This is a genomic window from Paraburkholderia sp. J76 (genome assembly GCF_905220295.1).
In the GTDB taxonomy this organism is placed as follows: Bacteria; Pseudomonadota; Gammaproteobacteria; order Burkholderiales; family Burkholderiaceae; genus Paraburkholderia.
Genome location: NZ_CAJMZJ010000004.1, coordinates 167,305 through 186,718, shown reverse-complemented (window position 1 = coordinate 186,718; position 19,414 = coordinate 167,305). Strand labels below are relative to the sequence as shown.

Sequence of the window (19,414 nt, the reverse complement as noted above, 5' to 3'; positions counted from 1 at the left end):
GAATCCACCATGTCCCCGCTTTCGCACGATACGCACGATTCGCATGATCCGCACGTCCGCCAGTACATGCATTGCCTGCCGTTCGGCGCGCAGTTGATCGGCGCGTCGCACACGCAGCCGCATACGCGCTTTCGCTTCTGGGCGCCTTCCTGTCAAACGGTGCAGGTCGTATTCGAGAACGTGCGCGATGCGCCGCCGCTCGACATGACGCCCACCGGCAACGGCTGGTTCGAAGCGCAGGCGCCGTGCGGGCCGGGCACGCTCTACCGCTACTGCATCGACGGCCAGCAACGCGTACCCGACCCCGCATCGCGCTTCCAGCCGCAAGGCGTGCACGGCCCGAGCGAAGTGATCGACCCGCGCGCCTACGCCTGGCAGCAAACGCTCTGGCAAGGACGCCCCTGGGAAGAGACCGTGCTCTACGAGTTGCACGTGGGCGCGCTGGGCGGCTACCAGGGCGTCATGAAGCGCCTGCCCGCGCTCGCGGCGCTCGGCGTGACGGCAGTCGAACTCATGCCGCTCAACACCTACCCCGGCGAGCGCGGCTGGGGCTACGACGTCGTGCTCCCTTATGCGCCGCACGCAGCCTATGGCAGTCCTGAAGAACTGAAGGCGCTCGTCGACGCCGCACACGGTCTGGGACTGCAGATGTTCATCGACGTGGTGTACAACCACTTCGGCCCCGACGGGAACTGGATCGGCCAGTACGCCAAGCCGTTTTTCCGCGCGGACGTGCATACGCCTTGGGGCGAAGCGCTCGACTTCGACCGCTTCGAGGTGCGCGACTTCTACTGCGACAACGCGCTCTACTGGCTCAAGGAATATCGCTTCGACGGTCTGCGCATCGACGCCGCGCATGCGATCAACAACCCGGGCTGGCTGCGCGAACTCGCGGACCACGTGAAGGCGCGCGTGGAGCCCGGGCGGCATGTCCATCTCGTGCTCGAAAACGAGCACAACGAAGCCAACCTGCTCGAATCGCACTTCAGCGCGCAGTGGAACGACGACGTGCATCACTGCTTCCACGTGCTGCTGACCGGCGAATCGGAAGGCTACTATCGCGCCTTCACGGATTCCCCCATCGGCAAACTCGCGCGCGCGCTCGGCGAAGGCTTCGTCTATCAGGGCGAGCCATCGCCCGTGCATGACGGCAAGCCGCGCGGAGAACCTAGCGCGCACCTGCCGCCCAGCGCGTTTGTGGTGTTTTTGCAGAACCACGACCAGATCGGCAACCGCGCGCTCGGCGACCGGCTGCGCGCGCTGGCCGACGACGACGCCTTGCGCGCCGCCACGGCCATGCTGCTGCTCTCGCCGCAAATTCCGCTGCTTTTCATGGACGAGGAATACGGCTCGACGCAGCCGTTCCAGTTCTTCACCGCGTTCACAGGCCAACTCGCCGATGCCGTGCGCGAAGGCCGCCGCCGCGAATTCAAGTCGTTCAGCGCATTCAACGACGAAGCGAGCCGCGCGCGCATTCCGGACCCGAACGATCTGCAGACCTTCGTGAATTCGTCGCCGCCGGCCAACGAGCCGCTCGACGGCGAACGGCTCGAATGGATGCACTTCTACAAATCGGCGCTCTGCGTGCGGGCGCATTTGCTCATGCCGCGCCTGCGGCACGCGCGTGCGCTCGGCGCGACCGTGCTCGCCGACGACGCCGCGCAAGGCCTCGCCGCGCTCGTCGCACGCTGGCGGCTCGCCGATGGCGAAACGCTCACGATCGCGCTGAACCTGGGCCGCGACGGCGTGCCGCTCGATCCGCGGCCCGAAGGCATGGTGATCTTCGAAACGCCGGCACGCGCGCGCGACCAGGCCGACAACGGCGTGCTGCCCGAGAGCGCGTGCATTGCGTGGCTCACCGGCAACGTGCCCGAGTATTCGAGCGAACACGACGCGCGCGTCGTGCATCGCGAGGAGCCGTACGCATGAGCACTGCGCGCCGCAGCGAAACGCTCGCCGCCCTCGCCGCCCGCGCGGGCTTCGAGGTCGAATGGACCGACGCCCACGGCGCCGTGCAGCGCGTGCCCGACAGCACGCTCGCCGCGCTGCTGGAATGCGCGGGCCTGCCGTGCGCGAACGCCACGCAAATCCGCCAGAGCACTTCTGCGCTGAACGCCGAACAGTCCACCCGGCGTCTGCCGCCGCTCATCACCGCCGAATACGACAGCGCCATCGAACTGCCGCCTTCGGCCGTGCGCGCCGGCAGTCACTACCGGATCGACCTGGAAAGCGGCGAGCATATCGAAGGCCGTTTCACCTCGCCGCGAGGCGAGAGCGCGCTGCTCGCGCCGCTCGCGGAACCGGGCTATCACACGCTCACCGTCAACGACCATCGCTTGACGATTGCGGTCGCGCCGCCGCATTGCCATACCGTCGCCGACGCCTGGCGCGCGCGTCATGGCGAGAGCGGCGCGGTGCCGCCGCTATGGGGACTCGCCGCGCAATTGTATGGACTCCGACGCAATGGCGACGGCGGCATCGGCGACTACACCGCGCTCGCCACGCTCGCGGCCGAAAGCGCGCGGCGCGGCGCGCAAGCGCTCGCCGTCAGTCCGACCCATGCGATGTTCAGCGCGGAGCCGGGACACGTCAGTCCGTATTCGCCTTCGTCGCGCCTGTGGGTCAATGTCGCGCATATCGATCCCGCCGCCGTATTCGGCGCCAAGGCCGCGCATGACGCGAGCGTGGCTGCGAAGGCGGCCGACGCCTGGCGCGAACTCGAAGCCGCGCCGCTCGTGGACTGGCAGCGTGCGTTGCCGCTCAAGCTCAAGGTGCTGCGCGCGCTGTTCGAACGCTTCGATACGGAAGAGCGCGCGAGCGGCTCGCCGCGCGCCGCCGCCTTTGCTGCGTTTTGCGCGCAGGGCGGCGAGGCGCTCGAAGACCACGCGCGTTTCGAGGCGCTTCAGGAAGCCATGCTGCGCGGCCCCGGCGGCGAGCGCCACTGGCGCGACTGGCCCGAACCGCTGCGCGACCCGCGCAGCGCCGACGTGGCGACTTTTGCGCAGGAGCATCGGCGCGAAGTGGACTTTCACTGCTTCCTGCAATGGCTCGCGGCCGATGGGCTTTCGGGCGCGCAGCGCAGCGCGCGCGAGGCCGGCATGTCGATCGGCCTCGTCGCCGATCTCGCCGTGGGCTGCGACGGCGGCGGCTCGCACGCGTGGTCGCTGCCGCAGGACATGCTGCAGCGCGTTTCGGTGGGGGCGCCGCCCGACATCTTCAATCAGGCCGGACAAAGCTGGGGACTCACCACGTTCTCGCCGCGCGCGATGCACAACAACGGCTTTCGCGCATTCATCGACATGCTGCGCGCGGCGTTCACGCACGCGGGCGGCGTGCGCATCGACCATATCCTGGGCCTGAGGCGGCTCTGGCTCGTGCCCGAAGGCGAAAGCGCGCGGCACGGCGCATATCTGCGCTATCCGTTCGACGACCTCGTGCGGCTCATCGCGCTCGAATCGTGGCGGCATCGCGCGATCGTGATCGGCGAAGACCTCGGCACCGTGCCGCCGGGGCTGCGCGAGCGGCTCGCCTCGCACGGCCTGTACGGCATTCGCGTGCTGTGGTTCGAGCAGGATGGCAAGGGCTTTCTCGCGCCCGCGCGCTGGGACCCGCACGGCGTCGCGACCACCACCACGCACGATCTGCCGACCGTCGCGGGCTGGTGGAGCGGCGCGGATATCGACTGGCGCGATCGCATCGGCCAGACGCTGCCGCGCGCCGACGGGCAAGACCCCGTCGCGCTCGACCATGCGCAGCGCGCGACGGACCGCATCGCGCTCTGGCATGCGCTCCAGCAAAGCGGGCTCGCGCCGCGCGACACCGATCCGCCGCCGCCCGACGATCCGCCCGTGAACGCGGCGCTCGCCTATGTCGCGGCGACGAGGAGCCCGCTCGTCACCTGCCCGCTCGAAGACCTGCTCGCGTTGTCCGATCAGCCGAATCTGCCCGGCTCGATCGACGAGCATCCGAACTGGCGCCGCCGTCTGCCGCTGCCCGTCGAGTCGTTGTTCACCGACGCGGCCGTTACCGCGCGCATCGAAGCTGTCGTGCGCGCCCGCGAGGCCGTCGCGCGCACGCAGGCCGAACCAGGCGCCGGCGAAGCTGCCCACGCAAATCCCGACGACGCCAACCCAACCGCCAGCGGAGCGCGACACGCGCCCGCAAAGAAGCCGACGCCATGACACACCCTCGCGCGACGCTGCGCCTGCAACTCCATCACGGCTTCACATTCGACGACGCGCTCGCGCAACTCGACTACTTCGCCGCGCTCGGCGTGAGCCATCTCTATCTTTCTCCGGTCACGACCGCGCAGCCCGGCTCGATGCACGGCTACGACACCGTCGACTACGGCGCGGTGAGCGCGGAACTCGGCGGCGAAGGCGCGCTGCGCCGTCTGGCCGCCAAGGTGCACGAGCGCGGCATGGGCATCGTCGCCGACTTCGTGCCGAACCATATGGGCGTGGGCGGCGGCCACAACGCCTGGTGGCTGGACATCCTCGAATGGGGGCGCCACAGCGCATACGCGCGCCACTTCGACGTGGACTGGCATTCGCCCGACCCGGCCCTGCGCGGCAAGGTGCTGATGCCGTTTCTCGGCGCGCAGTATGGCGAGGAACTCGCGGCCGGCCGCATCGAGCTGAAGTTCGATCCCGCCGCCGCGCGCTTTTACGTGCAGTACGGGCCGCACGTGTGCCCGATCTGCCCGACCGATTACGCAACGCTGCTGCAATCCGCGAACCGCGCCGATCTCAACATGCTCGCGGGGCCGTTCCAGGGCCTCACGACCCAGCCCGACGATCAGGCGCGCGCCGCCGCCGGGCGCGACGCGCTGCGCGCGTTCGTCGAGCGCGCCGGCACGGACCCCATCGATTTCGTTCTGGAATCCTACACAAGCGCCGACCCGGTGCCGCGCGAGCGGCTGCACCGCCTGCTGGAGCGCCAGCACTTCCGGCTTGCCTGGTGGCGCACCGCCACCGACGAGATCAACTGGCGGCGCTTCTTCGACATCACCACGCTCGCCGGCGTGCGCGTGGAGCGTCACGACGTGTTCGAAGCCGTGCACAAGCTCGTGTTCCGCCTCTACGCCGACGGTGTGATCGACGGCCTGCGCATCGACCATATCGACGGACTCGCGGACCCGCGCGAGTACTGCGAACGCCTGCGGCAACGGCTCGCCGCGCTGCGCGCCACGCCGCCCTTCATCGTCGTGGAGAAGATCCTCGCGCAAGGCGAAACGCTGCGCGACGACTGGCCGGTGCAAGGCACGACCGGCTACGACTTCATGAACGACGTGGGCGCGTTCCTGCACGATCCCGCGGGCGCCGCGCCGCTTGCCGAGGCGTGGACCGACATTTCCGGCGACGGCCGGCCGTTCGCCGACTACGCGCTCGAAGCGCGCCGCGAAATGCTGGCCGCCTATCTCCCCGCGGAACTCGACCATGTGACGCGCACGCTGCACCGCATCGCCCGCGAGCTTCCCGGTACGCGCGACACCACGTATGCATCGGTGCATCGCGTGGCGGCGCATCTGGCCATGTACTTCCCGATCTACCGCATTTACCCGGTGAACGGTTTGCGCAGCGCGCTCGACAACCGCTATTTCGACGTCGCGCTCGACGCCGCGCGACGCGCACTGCCGCGCGCGAGCCTCGCGGCGCTCGATCTCGTCGACGGCTGGCTAGGCGGCCGCGCCCCCGAACCGGTCGCGAACAACGTCAATGGCGGCGCAAGCGCGGGCCACAGCGGCAAGGCTGCACGCGCGACGCCCGCCGGCGCGAATACAGGCGCGGGCGGCGGTGCCGCAAGCACTCAGCCGAATGCGCCGCTCAGCCACGCGCTGATTGCGCAACGCACGGCGCTCGCGCTGTTCTCGCAACTCACCGCCCCGCTCGCGGCGAAGGCCACGGAGGACACCGCGCTCTATCGCTACGGGCGCCTGCTCTCGCGTAACGAGGTGGGCGCGGACCCCGACGATTTCGCGCGCACGCTGGCCGACTTCCATGCCGCGAACCGGTTGCGCCAGCGTCATCCGTATGGGCTGCTCGCCACGGCCACGCACGACCACAAGCGCGGCGAGGACGTGCGCGCAAGGCTCGCCGTGCTAAGCGAGATCGCGGGCGACTGGAGCAACACGCTGCGCGCCTGGTCGGCACTGAACCAGACGCATCGACGTAACGACGGGGCGGCCTGGTCGCCTGGGCCTGCCACCGAGGCGATGCTCTATCAGACGCTGGCAGGCTGCTGGCCGCCCGAACTGGACCCCGGCGACGAAGCCGGCGTGCACGCGCTGGCGGAGCGCGTGTCGAAGTGGCTGCTCAAGGCCGTGCGCGAAGCGAAGCTGCGCACGAACTGGCTCTCGCCCGACGAAACCTATGAATCGGAGTGCCAGGCATTTCTCTTCGATATTCTCGCACCGCAGCGGCGCGACGGCTTCCTGGAGGCGCTTGCCGGATTCGTCGCGCGCATCGCGCCCGCAGGCGCGCTCAATACGCTGCTGCAAACGGTGCTGCGGCTCACCTCGCCGGGCGTGCCCGATCTTTATCAGGGCACCGAACTATGGGATTTCAGCCTCGTCGATCCGGACAACCGGCAGCCTGTCGATTACGCCGCCCGCGCGGCCGCGCTCGACGACCAGGCGCCCGCCGCGAAGCTGGCCACGTGGCGCAACGCCCACGTGAAGCTGGCCACGGTGCACCGCCTGCTCGCGTTGCGCGCGAAGATGCCGGAACTCCTGCGCGAAGGCGAGTATCTGCCGCTCACGGTGAGCGGCGCGCAGGCCGGGCGTGTGATCGCGTTCGCGCGCCATCACGGCAATGCGTGGGCCATCGTGATCGGCACGCGCCTCGCGGCGGGGTTGCTGGAAGGCGACACGCCGCTCGTCGCCCCAGAACGCTGGGAAGATACGAAGGTCGAGTTGCCCAGGGGCTGCGCGCAGGCCACGCTGCACGACTGGCTCAGCGACGCCACGCACACGGCGCACCAGGGCGGCGCGCTCGCGCTGCGCGATGTGTTGAGCGCCATGCCGGTGGCCGTGCTCTCGAGCGTCGCGCGCAGCTAGGCGGCGCTCGGGGCGCGCTCAGCCGCCTTCGTCCTCGAGGTCCTTCGGGTACACGCGCACGAGCACGATGCGCGGTCCCTTCATCTTCTTCACGACGATGTCGAAGCGGTCGAACTCCACGCGCTGCCCTTCGGTGGGCAGATCGTTGAGCGCGTGAATGACGAGGCCGCCCACCGACTCCGCGCGCCCTTCGTCGATGTCGATGCCGAGCGCCTGCTCCAGCGAAACGACGGGCAGGCTGCCGCGGCCCATCAGCGTGCCGTCGTCCATGCGGGTCCAGTCGGTGTCGGCCTGATGGAACTCGTCGTGAATCTGGCCCACGAGCGCGCCGAGCAGATTGTCGAGCGTGAGAAAACCGAGCGGGCGCGCGTTCTTGTGCCCAACCAGCGCGAAGTGCGGCGCACCCTTGCGAAAGCGGCGGAACAGCGCGAGCGCGGGCGTCTCGGGCCGCACGTACTGCACGGGGCGCACGAACTTGCCGAGATCGCTCAGGGCGTTGCCCGCCTCGCGCGCGAGCAGCAGATCCTTCAGGTGGATGAGGCCCGCCACGCGTTCGCCCGAGGCGTCTTCGAACAGCGGATAGCGGCTGAAGCGATGGCGCGCCACGATCTGCATGTTCTCGCGCAGCGACAGGTCGCGGCGCAGGCCCACCATTTCGTGCGTCGGCCGCATGAGGTCGGAGATGGTGAGGCGCGAGAAGTCGAGCGAATGGGCGAGCGTATTCCATTCGTCGGCGTTATAGGTGCTCGCGGCCGGCGCGGGGAGCATCGGCGCGGCGCCGTTTGCGCTTTTCGCACCGCGCGGTTCATGCAGGGCGTCATGCGCCTCGGCCTGCGCGGCGGCGCGGCGGCTGCGCAGGATCAGCTTGAGTTCGTCGGTCGAATAATGCGTGTCGTGGCCGTGCTCCGAGGCAAGTCCCGCGAGACGCAGCACCGCGTTCGCGCTCGAATTGAGCAGCCAGATCGCGGGATACATGGTCCAGTAAAAGCCGTAGAGCGGCATGGCGGTCCACAGCGAAATCTTCTCGGCCTGGCGGATAGCCAGCGACTTCGGCGCAAGCTCCCCCACCACGATGTGCAGGAACGAAATCACCGTGAACGCGAACACCAGCGAAATGGCGTGCACGAGTTGCGCCGATTGCACGCCGAGCAGTTCGAACACCGGCGCGAGCAATTGCGCGAAAGCCGGCTCGCCGATCCAGCCAAGGCCGAGCGACGCGAGCGTGATGCCGAGCTGGCACGCGGAAAGGTACGCATCAAGCTGGCCATGAACCTTGGCGAGCAGCCGGCCGCGCAGGCCGTGCTGCTGCGCGAGGCTCTGCACTCGCGTGGCGCGCAGCTTGACGAGGCCGAATTCGGCCGCGACGAAGAAACCGTTGAGGACGACGAGCAGGAACGCCCCAATAAGGGCGAGAAGCTGGATCAAGACGAATGGCTCCGAAGGACGAAGCGCTCAGTATAAGGGTGCAAGGTGGGTGAAAGGCGCGGATGGGCTCGATACCACCCGCGGCCCGCGATTCACGCGGCAGGCGTTCGCGTGCGCCGCACCGGCGCGGGATCCGCTGCGGTTTCCGGCGCGGGCGTTTTGCGAGGGCGGCCGCCCTTGCGGCCGTTCTCACGGCTTGCAGCGGCTTTCGCGGGCGACGTGCGGCGCCCGAGTTCCTGCATCCACGCGCGCGAGCCATAGATGCCGCCAAAGAGCGCCGGAACGTACACGTCGGCGTCGATTTCGGGGAAGTACAGTCCCCAGCCCGCCGGGCTGATTTCGATGTTCGAGAGCTGCGAGTCGTCGGCGTTTTCGAGGCCCTGGATCAGGTTTACCGGCACGCTGAGTTTCACACCGTTGTCGAATTCCACGCCGAGTCTTCGTTCGTCCGCGAAATAGAAGGCGGCGAGCGCACGCGGGCCGATCTTCTCGCCTCGTGCGCGCGCGGCTTCGATATCCGCTTTAGTGATAGTCACCATGATGCTTTCTCCAGCCATCGCACAGGTCGAGGAGACGGGGCGCGAGACTTCGCCGGATCTTCTCGATCTTCATTTTTGTGACGTTTCCCCCGCCAACGTTGCGCAATTCCATCGGGCCTTCCGGGCAGTTCAGCACGAACACAACCTCGTAGCCGGCACCCAGGACATGCACGTGGGCCGGCCGATGGTCGGCTGGGTAGACCACTACGCGCATTCCGTTCGTACTGAGGATTGTCGGCATTCCGGCATCGTAACCGAACGCCGTTGGGTTTTTGTTGCTTCCAGAGAACGAAAGTGCGCCCGACGCCCGCTAAATCCCGATACGTTGCGCGCGCTCAAATCGCTACGCGCGCCCGACGGAGGACGCGGCTCGCTCGCCGCTCACGCGCCATGCAGCGGCACATTCAGCACAAGCGTCGCTTCCTCATCTTCACCCACCAGAGCCGGCGCTTCGAAGCGGCCGCCGTGCGCTTCCGCCACGCGCTGGCAAAGCGCGAGCACCCAGGCGTAGCGACCGGCTTCCTGCTGCTCGCTCGCCTGCGCGCGCGCGAACGGTTCGAGCACGTGCGCGAGCGCGTCGTCGGTGAGCGCCGCGCGCGTCGCGCGCCATTTCGCTTCCAGTTGAGCGCCGCTGCTGCTCGCGCTCGCCGCGAGCGTCACGTTTGCGCCGTGCGCACTCGTTTCCGCGACGAACACCAGCATCAGCCACAGCGCCTGCCCGAGGCGGTCGCGGTCGCCGTCGAGCGTCGCGGAGCCTGTCGTGTCCTCCACCGCGAACGTCACGCCGCGCGCATCGCCTAGCGCGGCGCGCGCGTCATCCACGGTTTCGCCGATCAATGCCGCGAGCGCGAACGGCGCGCGCTCGATACGCAGCTTGCGTGTTTCGGCGCGCGTGGTATCGACGAGCGTTTCCAGCAGACGAACCTGCTGCTCCACGCCCGTGCGAATGCCGCCCAGCGCGCGCTGCGCGGCGGCGTCGCCGTTGTCGATCTTGCGTTCGAGGACGTAAGCCCAACTATGGATTGCATTGAGCGGGCTGCGCAGATCGTGCGAGACGCGCGAGAGCACGTGGTCGCGCATGAAAAGCGCTGCCTCGGCGCACAGGCGCGCCGTGCGCTCGGTACAGTTTTGCGAAGTCGACACCATCTGATTCCTCGTATTACGCCTCAAGCCGGGCGAGCGGTCCCTATTATAGGCAGCGGCTAGCGAGCAACCCGCGTGCCCGGCAATGCCATGCCCGCCCTCCGGTGCAAAGCGCCTACAATAACGGGTTCAACCTATTCGAATCAGGAGTTTTTCCATGTCTATCGTGACCACCGAATCCGGCCTCAAGTACGAAGACCTGACCGAAGGCACCGGCGCCGAAGCCAAGGCCGGCCAGACGGTCAGCGTGCACTACACCGGCTGGCTGACGGACGGCCAGAAGTTCGATTCGAGCAAGGACCGCAACGATCCGTTCGCCTTCGTGCTGGGCGGCGGCATGGTCATCAAGGGCTGGGACGAAGGCGTGCAGGGCATGAAGGTGGGCGGCGTGCGCAAGCTGACCATTCCGCCGCAACTCGGCTACGGCGTGCGCGGCGCGGGCGGCGTGATTCCGCCGAATGCGACGCTCGTGTTCGAAGTCGAACTGCTCGACGTTTGATGGCCGCTTGAGGCATCGCGCAACGCTTGCTCGATGCTTCAACGCACTCGCCTTATTTGCAATCGCAACCGGTCATCATGAATCCGCATCACCACGCTCCCGTTACCGCGCCCGGCGTCGAGCTGCGCCGCTACGGCGCGATCGAGGAAACCGATCTGCACGATTTTCACCAGATCGTGCTCGGTCTCGACGGCGAGATGGAGATGAGCGTGAACGGCCGGGGCGAGCGTATCGACAGTCGTTCCGCGTGGCTCGTTCCGGCGGGCGCGCGGCACGACTACATGGGCATTGGCGATAACCGCCAGCTCGTGCTCGACCTGCCCGCGGCCACGCTCGCGGTGCCCGAACGGCTTTTCGACACGGCGCGCGCCGTGCGCCTCGACCCCGCGCTCACGCAGCTAGTGAGCCAGATTGCGCAGCGCGCAGCGGCGGCCACGCCGTCTCGCGAGAGCAAAACCCATAGCGCGAACCTGCGCGCGCGCCGCTTTCACTGGGACGCCTCGGCGCGCCTATGCGCGGCCTTCATCGCGCAAACCGGCCTGGCAGCAAGCGCGCCGTTCAGCGCGGCTGCCGGGCTGGACTTTGCGCGCATCGACCGGTGGCTGCGCGCGCATCTCGCCCAGCCGCTGCGCATTGCCGATCTCGCCGCGCATTGCGGCTTCGGCATGCGGCGCTTTCATCAGCTTTTTATCGATGCGTTCGGCGAAACGCCGCATCGCTACCTGCAGCGGCTGCGGCTCGACACTTCGCTCACGCTGCTCGCCGACCCGCGCGCCTCGCTCACCGACATCGCGCTCGAAGTGGGCTTCGGCGACCAGAGCGCGTTCACGCACGCCTTCACGCGCCGCTTCGGGCTCGCGCCCGGGCAGTGGCGCGCGCTGCCGTCTCACTGAGCGCAAGCGCCCCGCTCATTCGTCAAAGCGGTATTCCCATTGCGCGCGTGCGCCCACCGCCACGCGCCCGCCCGCTCCCGTCACCACGATTGCGTTCTGGCCGAACGTGAGACCGCCGTCCACACGCGGATCGGCGCGGAACACGGCGAGCGTGTCGAGCGGTTCGGTGGGCCACTGCGCATCGCGCTCGCCCCGTTGCTGATCGATGGTCGTGATCGGGCAGCGCGCACAGGGCTTCACGAAGCGCAGCACGATCTCCTCGCCGCCTGAGGCGGATTCGATGGCGAGCGTGTCGATGAAGTCTTCCTCGAATGCGTCGCCCACATCGCCCACGACAATGTTCGGACGGAAGCGCGCCATCGACACAGGCGGCGCGCCCTTCGCCACGAGGCGCTGGTTCAGTTCCGCGAGCGACGCCTCGCTCGTCACGAGAACCGGAAAGCCGTCGGCGAATTGCGTGGGCGCGTCTGCGCTCTTCGTCCACTTTTTGCTCGAAAGACGCGTCACGTCATCCGCGAAGCGCAGCAAGCGCACCGGCACGCCTATCGCCCGCGTGAACCACTGCGCCGCGTGCTCGCCTTCGTCGAGCGCTTCGAAGTCGTCGTTCCACACCGAGGCCGGCACGCGCGCCTCGCCGCCGCGCGGTGCGAACGGCAAATGGAGCGCTTCGCTCATGCCTTCCATGGTGAGGCGCACGCCGTCCTCGACGAACGCGGGCACGATACGCGCCATCGCCGAGTACTGACGTTGCGTGACGAGCCGGCCGTTTTCGTCGGCGACCATCCAGTGACGGTCCCATTCGATGCCTTGCACGCGCAGGTGCGCCTGATCAAGCGGAATCGCACCGCACGACTTCACCGGGTAGACGAACAACGCACGAACGATGGGCATGGCGAACTCACGCAATAGGGGGAAATGGGCCGACCCACGATGATACAACCACGGCTCTAAACGGCTGACTACGCCGCTGACTGCGCCGCGTCCAGCCCGCGCGCGAGATCGTTGCGCAAGTCCTGCGCGTTTTCGAGGCCAACGGAGAGACGAATCAGCCCTTCGGTAATGCCGGCCGCCGCGCGCGCTTCGGGCGTGATGCGCCCGTGCGTCGTCGTGGCCGGGTGCGTGATGGTCGTGCGCGTATCGCCGAGATTGCCGGTGATCGAACAGATTTTCGCGCCGTCGATCACGCGCCAGGCGTTCGCGCGCTGCCGCTCCGGCGTATCGCCCTTCAGTTCGAACGAGACGATCGCGCCGCCCAGCTTTTGCTGACGCATGGCGAGCGCATGTTGCGGATGCGACGCCAGACCCGGATAGAAAACGCGCGCGATAGCCGGATGCGCTTCCAGCCAGCGCGCGATTTCGAGCGCATTGTCCGATTGCTTTTCCACGCGCAGCGACAGCGTTTCCATGCCCTTGAGCAGCACCCACGCATTGAACGCGGAAAGCGTCGGCCCCGCGGTGCGCACGAACGGAAACACCTTCTCCATGATGAACTGCTTCGAGCCCACGAGCGCGCCGCCCAGCACGCGGCCCTGGCCGTCGAGGAACTTGGTGGCCGAATGCATCACCACGTCGGCGCCGAACTTGAGCGGCTGTTGCAGCGCCGGGCTGCAGAAGCAGTTGTCGACCACGAAAAGCGCGCCCGCCGCCTTGGCGATCCGGCTCACGGCTTCGATGTCGGCCACTTCGGTGAGCGGATTCGACGGCGTTTCGAGGAAGAACATCTTCGTTTCGGGACGCACGGCGCTCTTCCACGCGTCGAGATCGGTCGGGTCGACGAAGGTGGTCGCGATGCCGAACCGGCTGAAGATCTGCGAGAACATGGCGAGCGTAGAGCCGAAAATGCTCCGCGAGCTGACGATATGGTCGCCCGCCTCAAGCGCGGCCATCACCACCGACATGATCGCGGCCATGCCCGAAGCCGTCGCCATGCACGCCTCGCCGCCTTCGAGCGTGGCGAGGCGCTCCTGGAACATGGTGACGGTCGGATTCGAAAACCGCGCGTACGTATAGGCGGTTTCGGAGTTCCTGAAGCGCTCGGCCGCTTCGGCGGCGCTGCCGAAACAGAAGCTCGACGTGAGATAGAGCGCTTCCGAATGTTCGTTGAACTCGCTGCGCAGCGTGCCCGAGCGTACCGCCAGCGTGTCGAAGTTGAAGGTGTCGTCCATGTTCGTATTCTCCTTTTTCTCCGTGTGCCGAATCAGCCTGCTTCAATACTGCACGCACACGCGCAAAAAAGCCCGCTTTTGCATCGGCAGAAAGCGGGCTTTCGGATTCGGCGCAAACGCGAGCCTCGCGCTCGCGTTCGCCGGGGGGATCACTCCACCGAGAGTTGCAGGTGCAACTGCGAGCGGGAACCGCCGTCCATCGCGTCGCTTGCGGCGTCGCGGTCGGACTGCGCCTGGGGCGCGAGGCGCGCCGTCTCGATGTTGTCGAGGTACGCGCTCGTGATGTCGCCGGTGATGTAGTCGCCGTCGAAACACGAAGCCTCGAACTCCTTCAGCTCCGGATTGATGTCGCGCACTGCCTGCTTGAGCGATTCCACGTCCTGATACACGAGGTGATCCGCGCCGATGATGCGCGCCACTTCGTCGTCCGTGCGGCCATGCGCGACAAGTTCGCCGCGCGTGGGCATGTCGATGCCGTACACGTTCGGGTACTTCACGGGCGGCGCCGCCGAAGCGAAGATCACCTTGGTCGCGCCGGCGTCGCGCGCCATCTGCACGATTTCCTGCGAGGTGGTGCCGCGCACGATCGAGTCGTCGATGATCAGCACGTTCTTGCCCTTGAACTCGATGCCCATGGCGTTGAGCTTCTGGCGCACCGACTTCTTGCGCATGGCCTGGCCCGGCATGATGAAGGTGCGGCCCACGTAGCGGTTCTTGAAGAAGCCTTCGCGGTATTCCACGCCGAGCTTGTTCGCGACCTGCATCGCGGCGGGGCGCGACGAGTCGGGAATCGGCATGACCACGTCGATCTTCACGTCGGGCAACTCGCGCTTGATCTTCTCGGCGAGATAGTCGCCCATGCGCAGACGCGCGTTGTACACGGGCACGCCGTCGAGCACCGAGTCCGGACGCGCGAGATACACGAGTTCGAAGATGCAGGGGTTGAGCGTGGGCGCCGTGGCGCACTGCTGCGAGTGGAAGTTGCCGTCGAAGTCGATGAACACCGCTTCGCCCGGCCGAACGTCGCGCACGAATTCGAAACCGATGCCTTCGAGCGCCACCGATTCCGACGCGAGCATCCACTCGGTGCCTTCCGGCGTTTCCATCTTGCCGATGCACAGCGGACGAATGCCGAAGGGGTCGCGGAACGCGAGCAGGCCGTGGCCGGCGATCAGCGAGACGATCGCGTACGAGCCGCGCAGACGGCGATGCACGCCCGAAACCGCCTTGAAGAGCGTCGCGGGATCGAGTTCGAGGCCCGAAGTGGCGAGCTGCACTTCGTGCGCGAGCACGTTGAGCAGCACTTCGGTGTCGGAGTTGGTGTTCACGTGGCGGCGGTCCACGCGGAACATCTCTTCCTTCAACTGTTGCCAGTTCGTGAGATTGCCGTTGTGGGCGAGCACGATGCCGAACGGCGCGTTCACGTAGAACGGCTGGGCTTCTTCTTCGCTCGACGCCGAGCCGGCCGTGGGGTAACGCACCTGGCCGATGCCGCAGGTGCCGGGCAGGCTGCGCATGTTGCGCGTGCGGAACACGTCGCGCACCATGCCGTTGGCCTTGTGCATATGGAACGTGCTGCCGTTCGCGGTGGCAATGCCGGCCGCGTCCTGACCGCGGTGCTGCAGGAGCAGCAGCGCGTCATAGAGGAGCTGGTTGACGGGAGAGCGGGAAACTACGCCTACGATGCCGCACATGGCAGGTCCTTCAAAAAAGCGAAATCGGTAGCGGGCCGCCCCGGCTTCATCACCGGTCGGACGCCGCGAATGGGCAGTGTTGCCGGAAACCTTCGCCTCGCACCGCGCCCGATCAGTTTCTGATCAGACGTGAACGTAGGCCGCGAGCGCCTCGGGCAACAACGGTTTCAGTTCGAGCACGCCCTGCACGGCATAAGGCCGCAGCAGCGCGTGGCGCCAGAAGTCCTGCTGGGGCAGCTCAGTCAGCCCGCCGAGGACGACGAGGATCAGCACCAGCACGACGCCTCGCACGAGGCCGAACATCATCCCGAGCGAACGGTCCACGCCGGACAATCCGCTCACCTGCACCAGACGGCCGATCAGTGCGTTGCCCACGCCGGCTACGAGCACCACGGCAATGACGATCAGCGCGAAGGCGATCAGCCACTGGGTGAGCGCCCCGCCCGGCCAGTTCGCCGGAATCCAGGGCACCACGCGGTCCACGTAGCGGCAGGCCACGAGCAACGCCGCGATCCAGCCGATCAATCCAAAAATCTCGCCGATCAGGCCCCGCCACGCGCCGCGCAGCGCCGACAGGCCGATCACCGCCATTACAGCGTAGTCGAATGCCGTGAACATCGACCGGTTATTCCGCGTTGGCGTTCGAGCCCGCCATCAGGCCGGCGCCGCGTACCTTGGCGATCGCCGCCGTGGCCGAGGCGCGGTCCGGGAACGGGCCCGCGCGCAGCAGCGTGCGCGTCGTGCCGTCGGCTTCCTTTCGCTGTTCGGTATATGCGGGTACGCCCGCCGCTTTCAACTTCGTGACCCAGTTGCTCGCCGTCGCGCTGTTCGAGAACGCGCCGAGTTGCACGGCGAAACGCGCGCCCGGAGGTGCCGCCGGCGTGGCGGATTCGGTTTTCGCGCTGTTTGCGTCGCCGGTGTCGGCGTCGTCGTTCGATGCGGTCGTCGTCGGCTTGCTGTTCGCGGCAGGCTTTTGCGCCTGGGCGGTTTGCGTGGATTGCGCTGGAGCGGTTGCCGCCTGCGCGGGTTTTTTCGCGGGCGCGGCCGGCGTTTTATCCGTGCTCTGGGCGGTTTGCGTGGCCGAAGCCGCCGCGAGACCCGACGCGCCAGGCGTGGCTTCGGCGGCTGCGGGATTGTCCGGGGCGACGCCGGCTTGCGTGTCTTCGGCGTCGTGCTGGCGCGCGGCGGCCTTGTCGGCCGGGCGGCTGGGAATGTCGATGGCGATGTCGTCGGTGACGGGCTTCGGGTGCGAATCGAGCACCATCGGCAGGATCACGATGGCCGCGAGCACGAGCGCAATCGCGCCGACGAGACGGCGGCGCGCACGTTGCTTTTCGGGGAGCGTGGGGTCGAGCAGCATGGCCTCGGCGTCGCCGGACCGGTCCGGCCGGCGGCTGCGCCGCTCCACGCGCGTGCTCTGATTGCTGCGCCGGCTGGAGCCGGACTCAGTGCCGCGCCGGCGGGGCGCGTCAGCGTCATCTTTCTTGCCGAACGAGAAAATTCCCATGTATGGCTTGCTGTTGGCCTACCTGGCCTGTCTTACGTGGGCGGCGCGCGGGTGCCGGGCGGTCAGTGTTGCTGTGACTTTCGCCAGGCCATGACCCCGGCAACTGTCAAAAAACTGCCGAAAACAATAATTCTATCATTTTCAGTTGCACGTTTAAGCGCATCTTGGAACGCGGCAGCCGGATTTTCGTGGCGGGTGACGCTGCTATCGGCGCCGTCCGTCACCCCCGCGTCGCGCAGCAACGTTTCGAGCTGCTCGGCCGTGGCCGCGCGCGGCAGGGGCAGGTCGGTCACGCACCAGTGATCGATCTCGCCCTTCAGGTGCTCGATCACGCCCGCAATGTCCTTGTCGCGCATCGCCCCGAACACCGCGTAGGTGTACGGGAAATAGCCCATGCTGCCGAGGTTTTGCGCGAGCACGGCCGCCGCATGCGGGTTGTGGCCGACGTCGAGAATGATCGACGGCTTGCCCGGCAGCACCTGGAAGCGCCCCGGCAGTTCCACGTTGGCAAGGCCGAGACGGATGTCCTGCGCGGAAACCGGCAGGCGGTCGCGCAGCGACTCGAGGCCCGCGAGCGCAGCCGACGTGTTGATGAGCTGGTTCGCCCCGCGCAGCGCCGGATAGGCGAGCGCCGAGCGCCGCATCGTCGGACCCACGTAGCTCCATTGCTGGCGCTCGTTGCCGGGCTGGCCTTCGTAGCGGAAATCGCGGCCGAAGAGCCACAGTTGGGCGCCGATCGCCTCGGCATGGTCGACAAGCGATTGCGGCGCCATCGGGTCGGCGCAGATCGCGGGCTTGCCCGCGCGGAAGATCCCTGCCTTCTCGAAGCCGATCTTCTCGCGCGTGTCGCCAAGGTACTCCGTGTGATCCAGGTCGATGCTCGTGATGATCGCGCAGTCGGTGTCGAGCACATTGACGGCGTCGAGACGCCCGCCCAGACCCACCTCGAAAATCACGGCGTCGAACCCGCGCGAGGCGAACAGATGCATGATCGCGAGCGTCGTGAATTCGAAGTACGTGAGCGAAACGGGCGTGGCAAGCGAGTTACGCGCGGCTTCCACGGCTTCGAAGTGCGGCAGCAGTTCGGCGTCGCTGGCCTGCTGGCCGTCCAGGCGCGCGCGCTCGTTGAACGCGAGCAGGTGCGGCGAGGTGTGGCAGCCCACGTGATAGCCCGCCTTGAGGAGGATCGTTTCGAGAATCGCGCAGGTCGAGCCCTTCCCGTTCGTGCCGCCGACCGTGATGATCGGGCATTCGAACTTGAGATCCAGCGCGTCCTTCACCTGACGGATGCGGTCGAGCCCCATGTCGATGCCGACCGGATGCGCGGTTTCGAGGTGCGTGAGCCACGCGTCGAGGGTGGGAAAGGTACTCATCGGGATAAGAATGGCCTGGTGCTGCGCGTGAGACGCCGCCAACCGCGGTAGGTTCACGCGGATGATCCGCTTCGAAAGAACGGCATTATCGCGGAAATGACAACGCGCCGCTTGCTTTCGCTCGCGGCGCGTAGGGTAAAGCGGTGTGGCTGCGGCGTATTCGGCGCCGCAGATCGCTCAGGGGGAGGCTCAGGCCACCGCGTCGGCAGGCTGACGCTGCAGCAGCGCCAGCATTTGCGCGATTTCGTCGCGCAGCTTGCGGCGGTCCACGATCATGTCGATCGCGCCTTTCTGCAGCAGGAATTCGGCGCGCTGGAAGCCTTCCGGCAGCTTTTCGCGCACGGTCTGCTCGATCACGCGCGGGCCGGCAAAGCCGATCAGCGCCTTCGGTTCGGCGATCACGACGTCGCCAAGGAACGCGAAGCTCGCCGAAACGCCGCCCATCGTCGGGTCGGTCAGTACGGAAATGAACGGCAGCTTCGCCTCGGCCAGCTTCGTGAGCATGGCCGTGGTCTTGGCCATCTGCATGAGCGAAAGCAGGCTTTCCTGCATGCGCGCGCCGCCCGAAGCCGTGAAGCAGATGAACGGCACTTGCTGCTCGAGCGCGTTTTGCGCGCCGCGCGCGAAACGCTCGCCGACCACCGAGCCCATCGAGCCGCCCATGAACGAGAACTCGAAGCAGGCCACCACCACGGGCAGCGTGCGGATCGCGCCGCCCATCACCACCATGGCGTCGGTTTCGCCGGTTTCGTCCATCGCCTCCTTGAGGCGGTCCGGGTACTTGCGGCTGTCCTTGAACTTGAGCGCGTCGACCGGAAGGATTTCCTGGCCGATTTCATAGCGGCCTTCCGGATCGAGCAGGCCGTCAAGACGCTCGCGCGCGTTGATGCGCATGTGGTGATCGCACTTCGGGCAAACGTGGAGATTCGCCTCGACGTCGTTGCGGTACAGCACCGCTTCGCACGCCGGGCACTTGATCCACAACCCTTCCGGAATGCTCTTGCGGCTTTTCGGATCGGTTTGCTTGATCTTGGGCGGCAGCAGTTTATCGAGCCAGCTCATTGATGTTCCTTCCTTGACCTTCGTGATGCGCGGGCGCGGCGGATCGAATCACTGCCG

The 19,414-nt window shown here is 67.2% G+C and carries 16 protein-coding genes; 5 read left to right on the top strand and 11 right to left on the bottom strand.

What is annotated here, in order from left to right:
- Nucleotides 1-9: 9 nt before the first annotated feature.
- The 3 genes from treZ to treY are packed head-to-tail and all read left to right on the top strand — an operon-like array spanning nucleotide 10 to nucleotide 7,057.
- Nucleotides 10-1,929 (top strand): malto-oligosyltrehalose trehalohydrolase, encoded by a 1,920-nt coding sequence (gene treZ / locus U5768_RS10020; protein WP_322030227.1) that lies wholly within the window; start codon nucleotides 10-12, stop codon nucleotides 1,927-1,929.
- Nucleotides 1,926-4,181, top strand: coding sequence for a 4-alpha-glucanotransferase (gene malQ / locus U5768_RS10015; RefSeq protein WP_322030226.1), 2,256 nt, complete (start codon nucleotides 1,926-1,928; stop codon nucleotides 4,179-4,181). Before treZ ends, malQ begins: the two co-directional genes overlap by 4 nt.
- Nucleotides 4,178-7,057 carry a malto-oligosyltrehalose synthase gene (gene treY / locus U5768_RS10010; RefSeq protein ID WP_322030225.1) on the top strand — a complete coding sequence of 960 codons (2,880 nt, stop codon included), beginning with the start codon at nucleotides 4,178-4,180 and terminating at the stop codon, nucleotides 7,055-7,057. The genes malQ and treY overlap by 4 nt, the downstream gene beginning before the upstream one ends.
- A gap of 18 nt (nucleotides 7,058-7,075) precedes the next feature.
- Here treY and U5768_RS10005 read toward each other — a convergent pair whose 3' ends face one another.
- From U5768_RS10005 to U5768_RS09990, 4 genes are all read right to left on the bottom strand, one after another.
- Nucleotides 7,076-8,482: a hemolysin family protein gene (locus U5768_RS10005; RefSeq protein ID WP_322030224.1), complete on the bottom strand. Its 1,407-nt coding sequence runs from the start codon at nucleotides 8,480-8,482 to the stop codon at nucleotides 7,076-7,078.
- A 92-nt stretch (nucleotides 8,483-8,574) separates the two neighbouring features.
- Entirely contained in the window at nucleotides 8,575-9,021 is a 447-nt protein-coding gene (locus tag U5768_RS10000; RefSeq protein ID WP_322030223.1) for a DUF2442 domain-containing protein, read from the bottom strand.
- Nucleotides 9,005-9,262, bottom strand: coding sequence for a DUF4160 domain-containing protein (locus U5768_RS09995; protein ID WP_322030222.1), 258 nt, complete (start codon nucleotides 9,260-9,262; stop codon nucleotides 9,005-9,007). Before U5768_RS09995 ends, U5768_RS10000 begins: the two co-directional genes overlap by 17 nt.
- A 140-nt stretch (nucleotides 9,263-9,402) precedes the next feature.
- Complete coding sequence (locus U5768_RS09990) at nucleotides 9,403-10,167, bottom strand: HAMP domain-containing sensor histidine kinase (protein WP_322030221.1); 765 nt, start codon at nucleotides 10,165-10,167, stop codon at nucleotides 9,403-9,405.
- Between the two features lie 154 nt (nucleotides 10,168-10,321).
- Between U5768_RS09990 and U5768_RS09985 the strand changes: the two genes are divergently transcribed.
- Both U5768_RS09985 and U5768_RS09980 read left to right on the top strand, forming a co-directional pair.
- Complete coding sequence (locus U5768_RS09985) at nucleotides 10,322-10,663, top strand: FKBP-type peptidyl-prolyl cis-trans isomerase (RefSeq protein ID WP_028202932.1); 342 nt, start codon at nucleotides 10,322-10,324, stop codon at nucleotides 10,661-10,663.
- A 77-nt stretch (nucleotides 10,664-10,740) separates the two neighbouring features.
- On the top strand, nucleotides 10,741-11,556 hold the full coding sequence (locus tag U5768_RS09980) for an AraC family transcriptional regulator (RefSeq protein WP_322030220.1): 816 nt from the start codon (nucleotides 10,741-10,743) through the stop codon (nucleotides 11,554-11,556).
- Nucleotides 11,557-11,571: 15 nt separating this feature from the next.
- Here the strand turns inward: U5768_RS09980 and U5768_RS09975 are convergent, their stop codons facing one another.
- From U5768_RS09975 to accD, 7 genes are all read right to left on the bottom strand, one after another.
- Nucleotides 11,572-12,447, bottom strand: a complete 876-nt coding sequence (locus U5768_RS09975) for an MOSC domain-containing protein (RefSeq protein ID WP_322030219.1) — start codon at nucleotides 12,445-12,447, stop codon at nucleotides 11,572-11,574.
- Between the two features lie 68 nt (nucleotides 12,448-12,515).
- Nucleotides 12,516-13,721: an O-succinylhomoserine sulfhydrylase gene (locus U5768_RS09970; protein ID WP_322030218.1), complete on the bottom strand. Its 1,206-nt coding sequence runs from the start codon at nucleotides 13,719-13,721 to the stop codon at nucleotides 12,516-12,518.
- 149 nt (nucleotides 13,722-13,870) lie between these two features.
- Complete coding sequence (purF, locus tag U5768_RS09965) at nucleotides 13,871-15,415, bottom strand: amidophosphoribosyltransferase (RefSeq protein WP_322030217.1); 1,545 nt, start codon at nucleotides 15,413-15,415, stop codon at nucleotides 13,871-13,873.
- Between the two features lie 123 nt (nucleotides 15,416-15,538).
- Nucleotides 15,539-16,033 (bottom strand): CvpA family protein, encoded by a 495-nt coding sequence (locus tag U5768_RS09960; RefSeq protein WP_042272771.1) that lies wholly within the window; start codon nucleotides 16,031-16,033, stop codon nucleotides 15,539-15,541.
- A 7-nt stretch (nucleotides 16,034-16,040) separates the two neighbouring features.
- On the bottom strand, nucleotides 16,041-16,922 hold the full coding sequence (locus tag U5768_RS09955; protein WP_322030216.1) for an SPOR domain-containing protein: 882 nt from the start codon (nucleotides 16,920-16,922) through the stop codon (nucleotides 16,041-16,043).
- Between the two features lie 62 nt (nucleotides 16,923-16,984).
- Nucleotides 16,985-18,295, bottom strand: coding sequence for a bifunctional tetrahydrofolate synthase/dihydrofolate synthase (gene folC / locus U5768_RS09950; protein WP_322030215.1), 1,311 nt, complete (start codon nucleotides 18,293-18,295; stop codon nucleotides 16,985-16,987).
- A 189-nt stretch (nucleotides 18,296-18,484) separates the two neighbouring features.
- Nucleotides 18,485-19,357: an acetyl-CoA carboxylase, carboxyltransferase subunit beta gene (accD, locus tag U5768_RS09945; protein ID WP_322030214.1), complete on the bottom strand. Its 873-nt coding sequence runs from the start codon at nucleotides 19,355-19,357 to the stop codon at nucleotides 18,485-18,487.
- Nucleotides 19,358-19,414 lie beyond the last annotated feature (57 nt).

Bases quoted from the DNA above. Each gene is read 5' to 3' on its own strand.
- purF (WP_322030217.1), bottom strand. From the start codon at position 15,415: ATGTGCGGCATCGTAGGCGTAGTTTCCCGCTCTCCCGTCAACCAGCTC.
- U5768_RS09980 (WP_322030220.1), top strand. From the start codon at position 10,741: ATGAATCCGCATCACCACGCTCCCGTTACCGCGCCCGGCGTCGAGCTG.
- U5768_RS10000 (WP_322030223.1), bottom strand. From the start codon at position 9,021: ATGGTGACTATCACTAAAGCGGATATCGAAGCCGCGCGCGCACGAGGC.
- folC (WP_322030215.1), bottom strand. From the start codon at position 18,295: ATGAGTACCTTTCCCACCCTCGACGCGTGGCTCACGCACCTCGAAACC.
- malQ (WP_322030226.1), top strand. From the start codon at position 1,926: ATGAGCACTGCGCGCCGCAGCGAAACGCTCGCCGCCCTCGCCGCCCGC.
- treY (WP_322030225.1), top strand. From the start codon at position 4,178: ATGACACACCCTCGCGCGACGCTGCGCCTGCAACTCCATCACGGCTTC.
- U5768_RS09955 (WP_322030216.1), bottom strand. From the start codon at position 16,922: ATGGGAATTTTCTCGTTCGGCAAGAAAGATGACGCTGACGCGCCCCGC.
- U5768_RS09985 (WP_028202932.1), top strand. From the start codon at position 10,322: ATGTCTATCGTGACCACCGAATCCGGCCTCAAGTACGAAGACCTGACC.
- U5768_RS09960 (WP_042272771.1), bottom strand. From the start codon at position 16,033: ATGTTCACGGCATTCGACTACGCTGTAATGGCGGTGATCGGCCTGTCG.
- accD (WP_322030214.1), bottom strand. From the start codon at position 19,357: ATGAGCTGGCTCGATAAACTGCTGCCGCCCAAGATCAAGCAAACCGAT.
- U5768_RS09995 (WP_322030222.1), bottom strand. From the start codon at position 9,262: ATGCCGACAATCCTCAGTACGAACGGAATGCGCGTAGTGGTCTACCCA.
- treZ (WP_322030227.1), top strand. From the start codon at position 10: ATGTCCCCGCTTTCGCACGATACGCACGATTCGCATGATCCGCACGTC.
- U5768_RS09970 (WP_322030218.1), bottom strand. From the start codon at position 13,721: ATGGACGACACCTTCAACTTCGACACGCTGGCGGTACGCTCGGGCACG.
- U5768_RS09990 (WP_322030221.1), bottom strand. From the start codon at position 10,167: ATGGTGTCGACTTCGCAAAACTGTACCGAGCGCACGGCGCGCCTGTGC.
- U5768_RS09975 (WP_322030219.1), bottom strand. From the start codon at position 12,447: ATGCCCATCGTTCGTGCGTTGTTCGTCTACCCGGTGAAGTCGTGCGGT.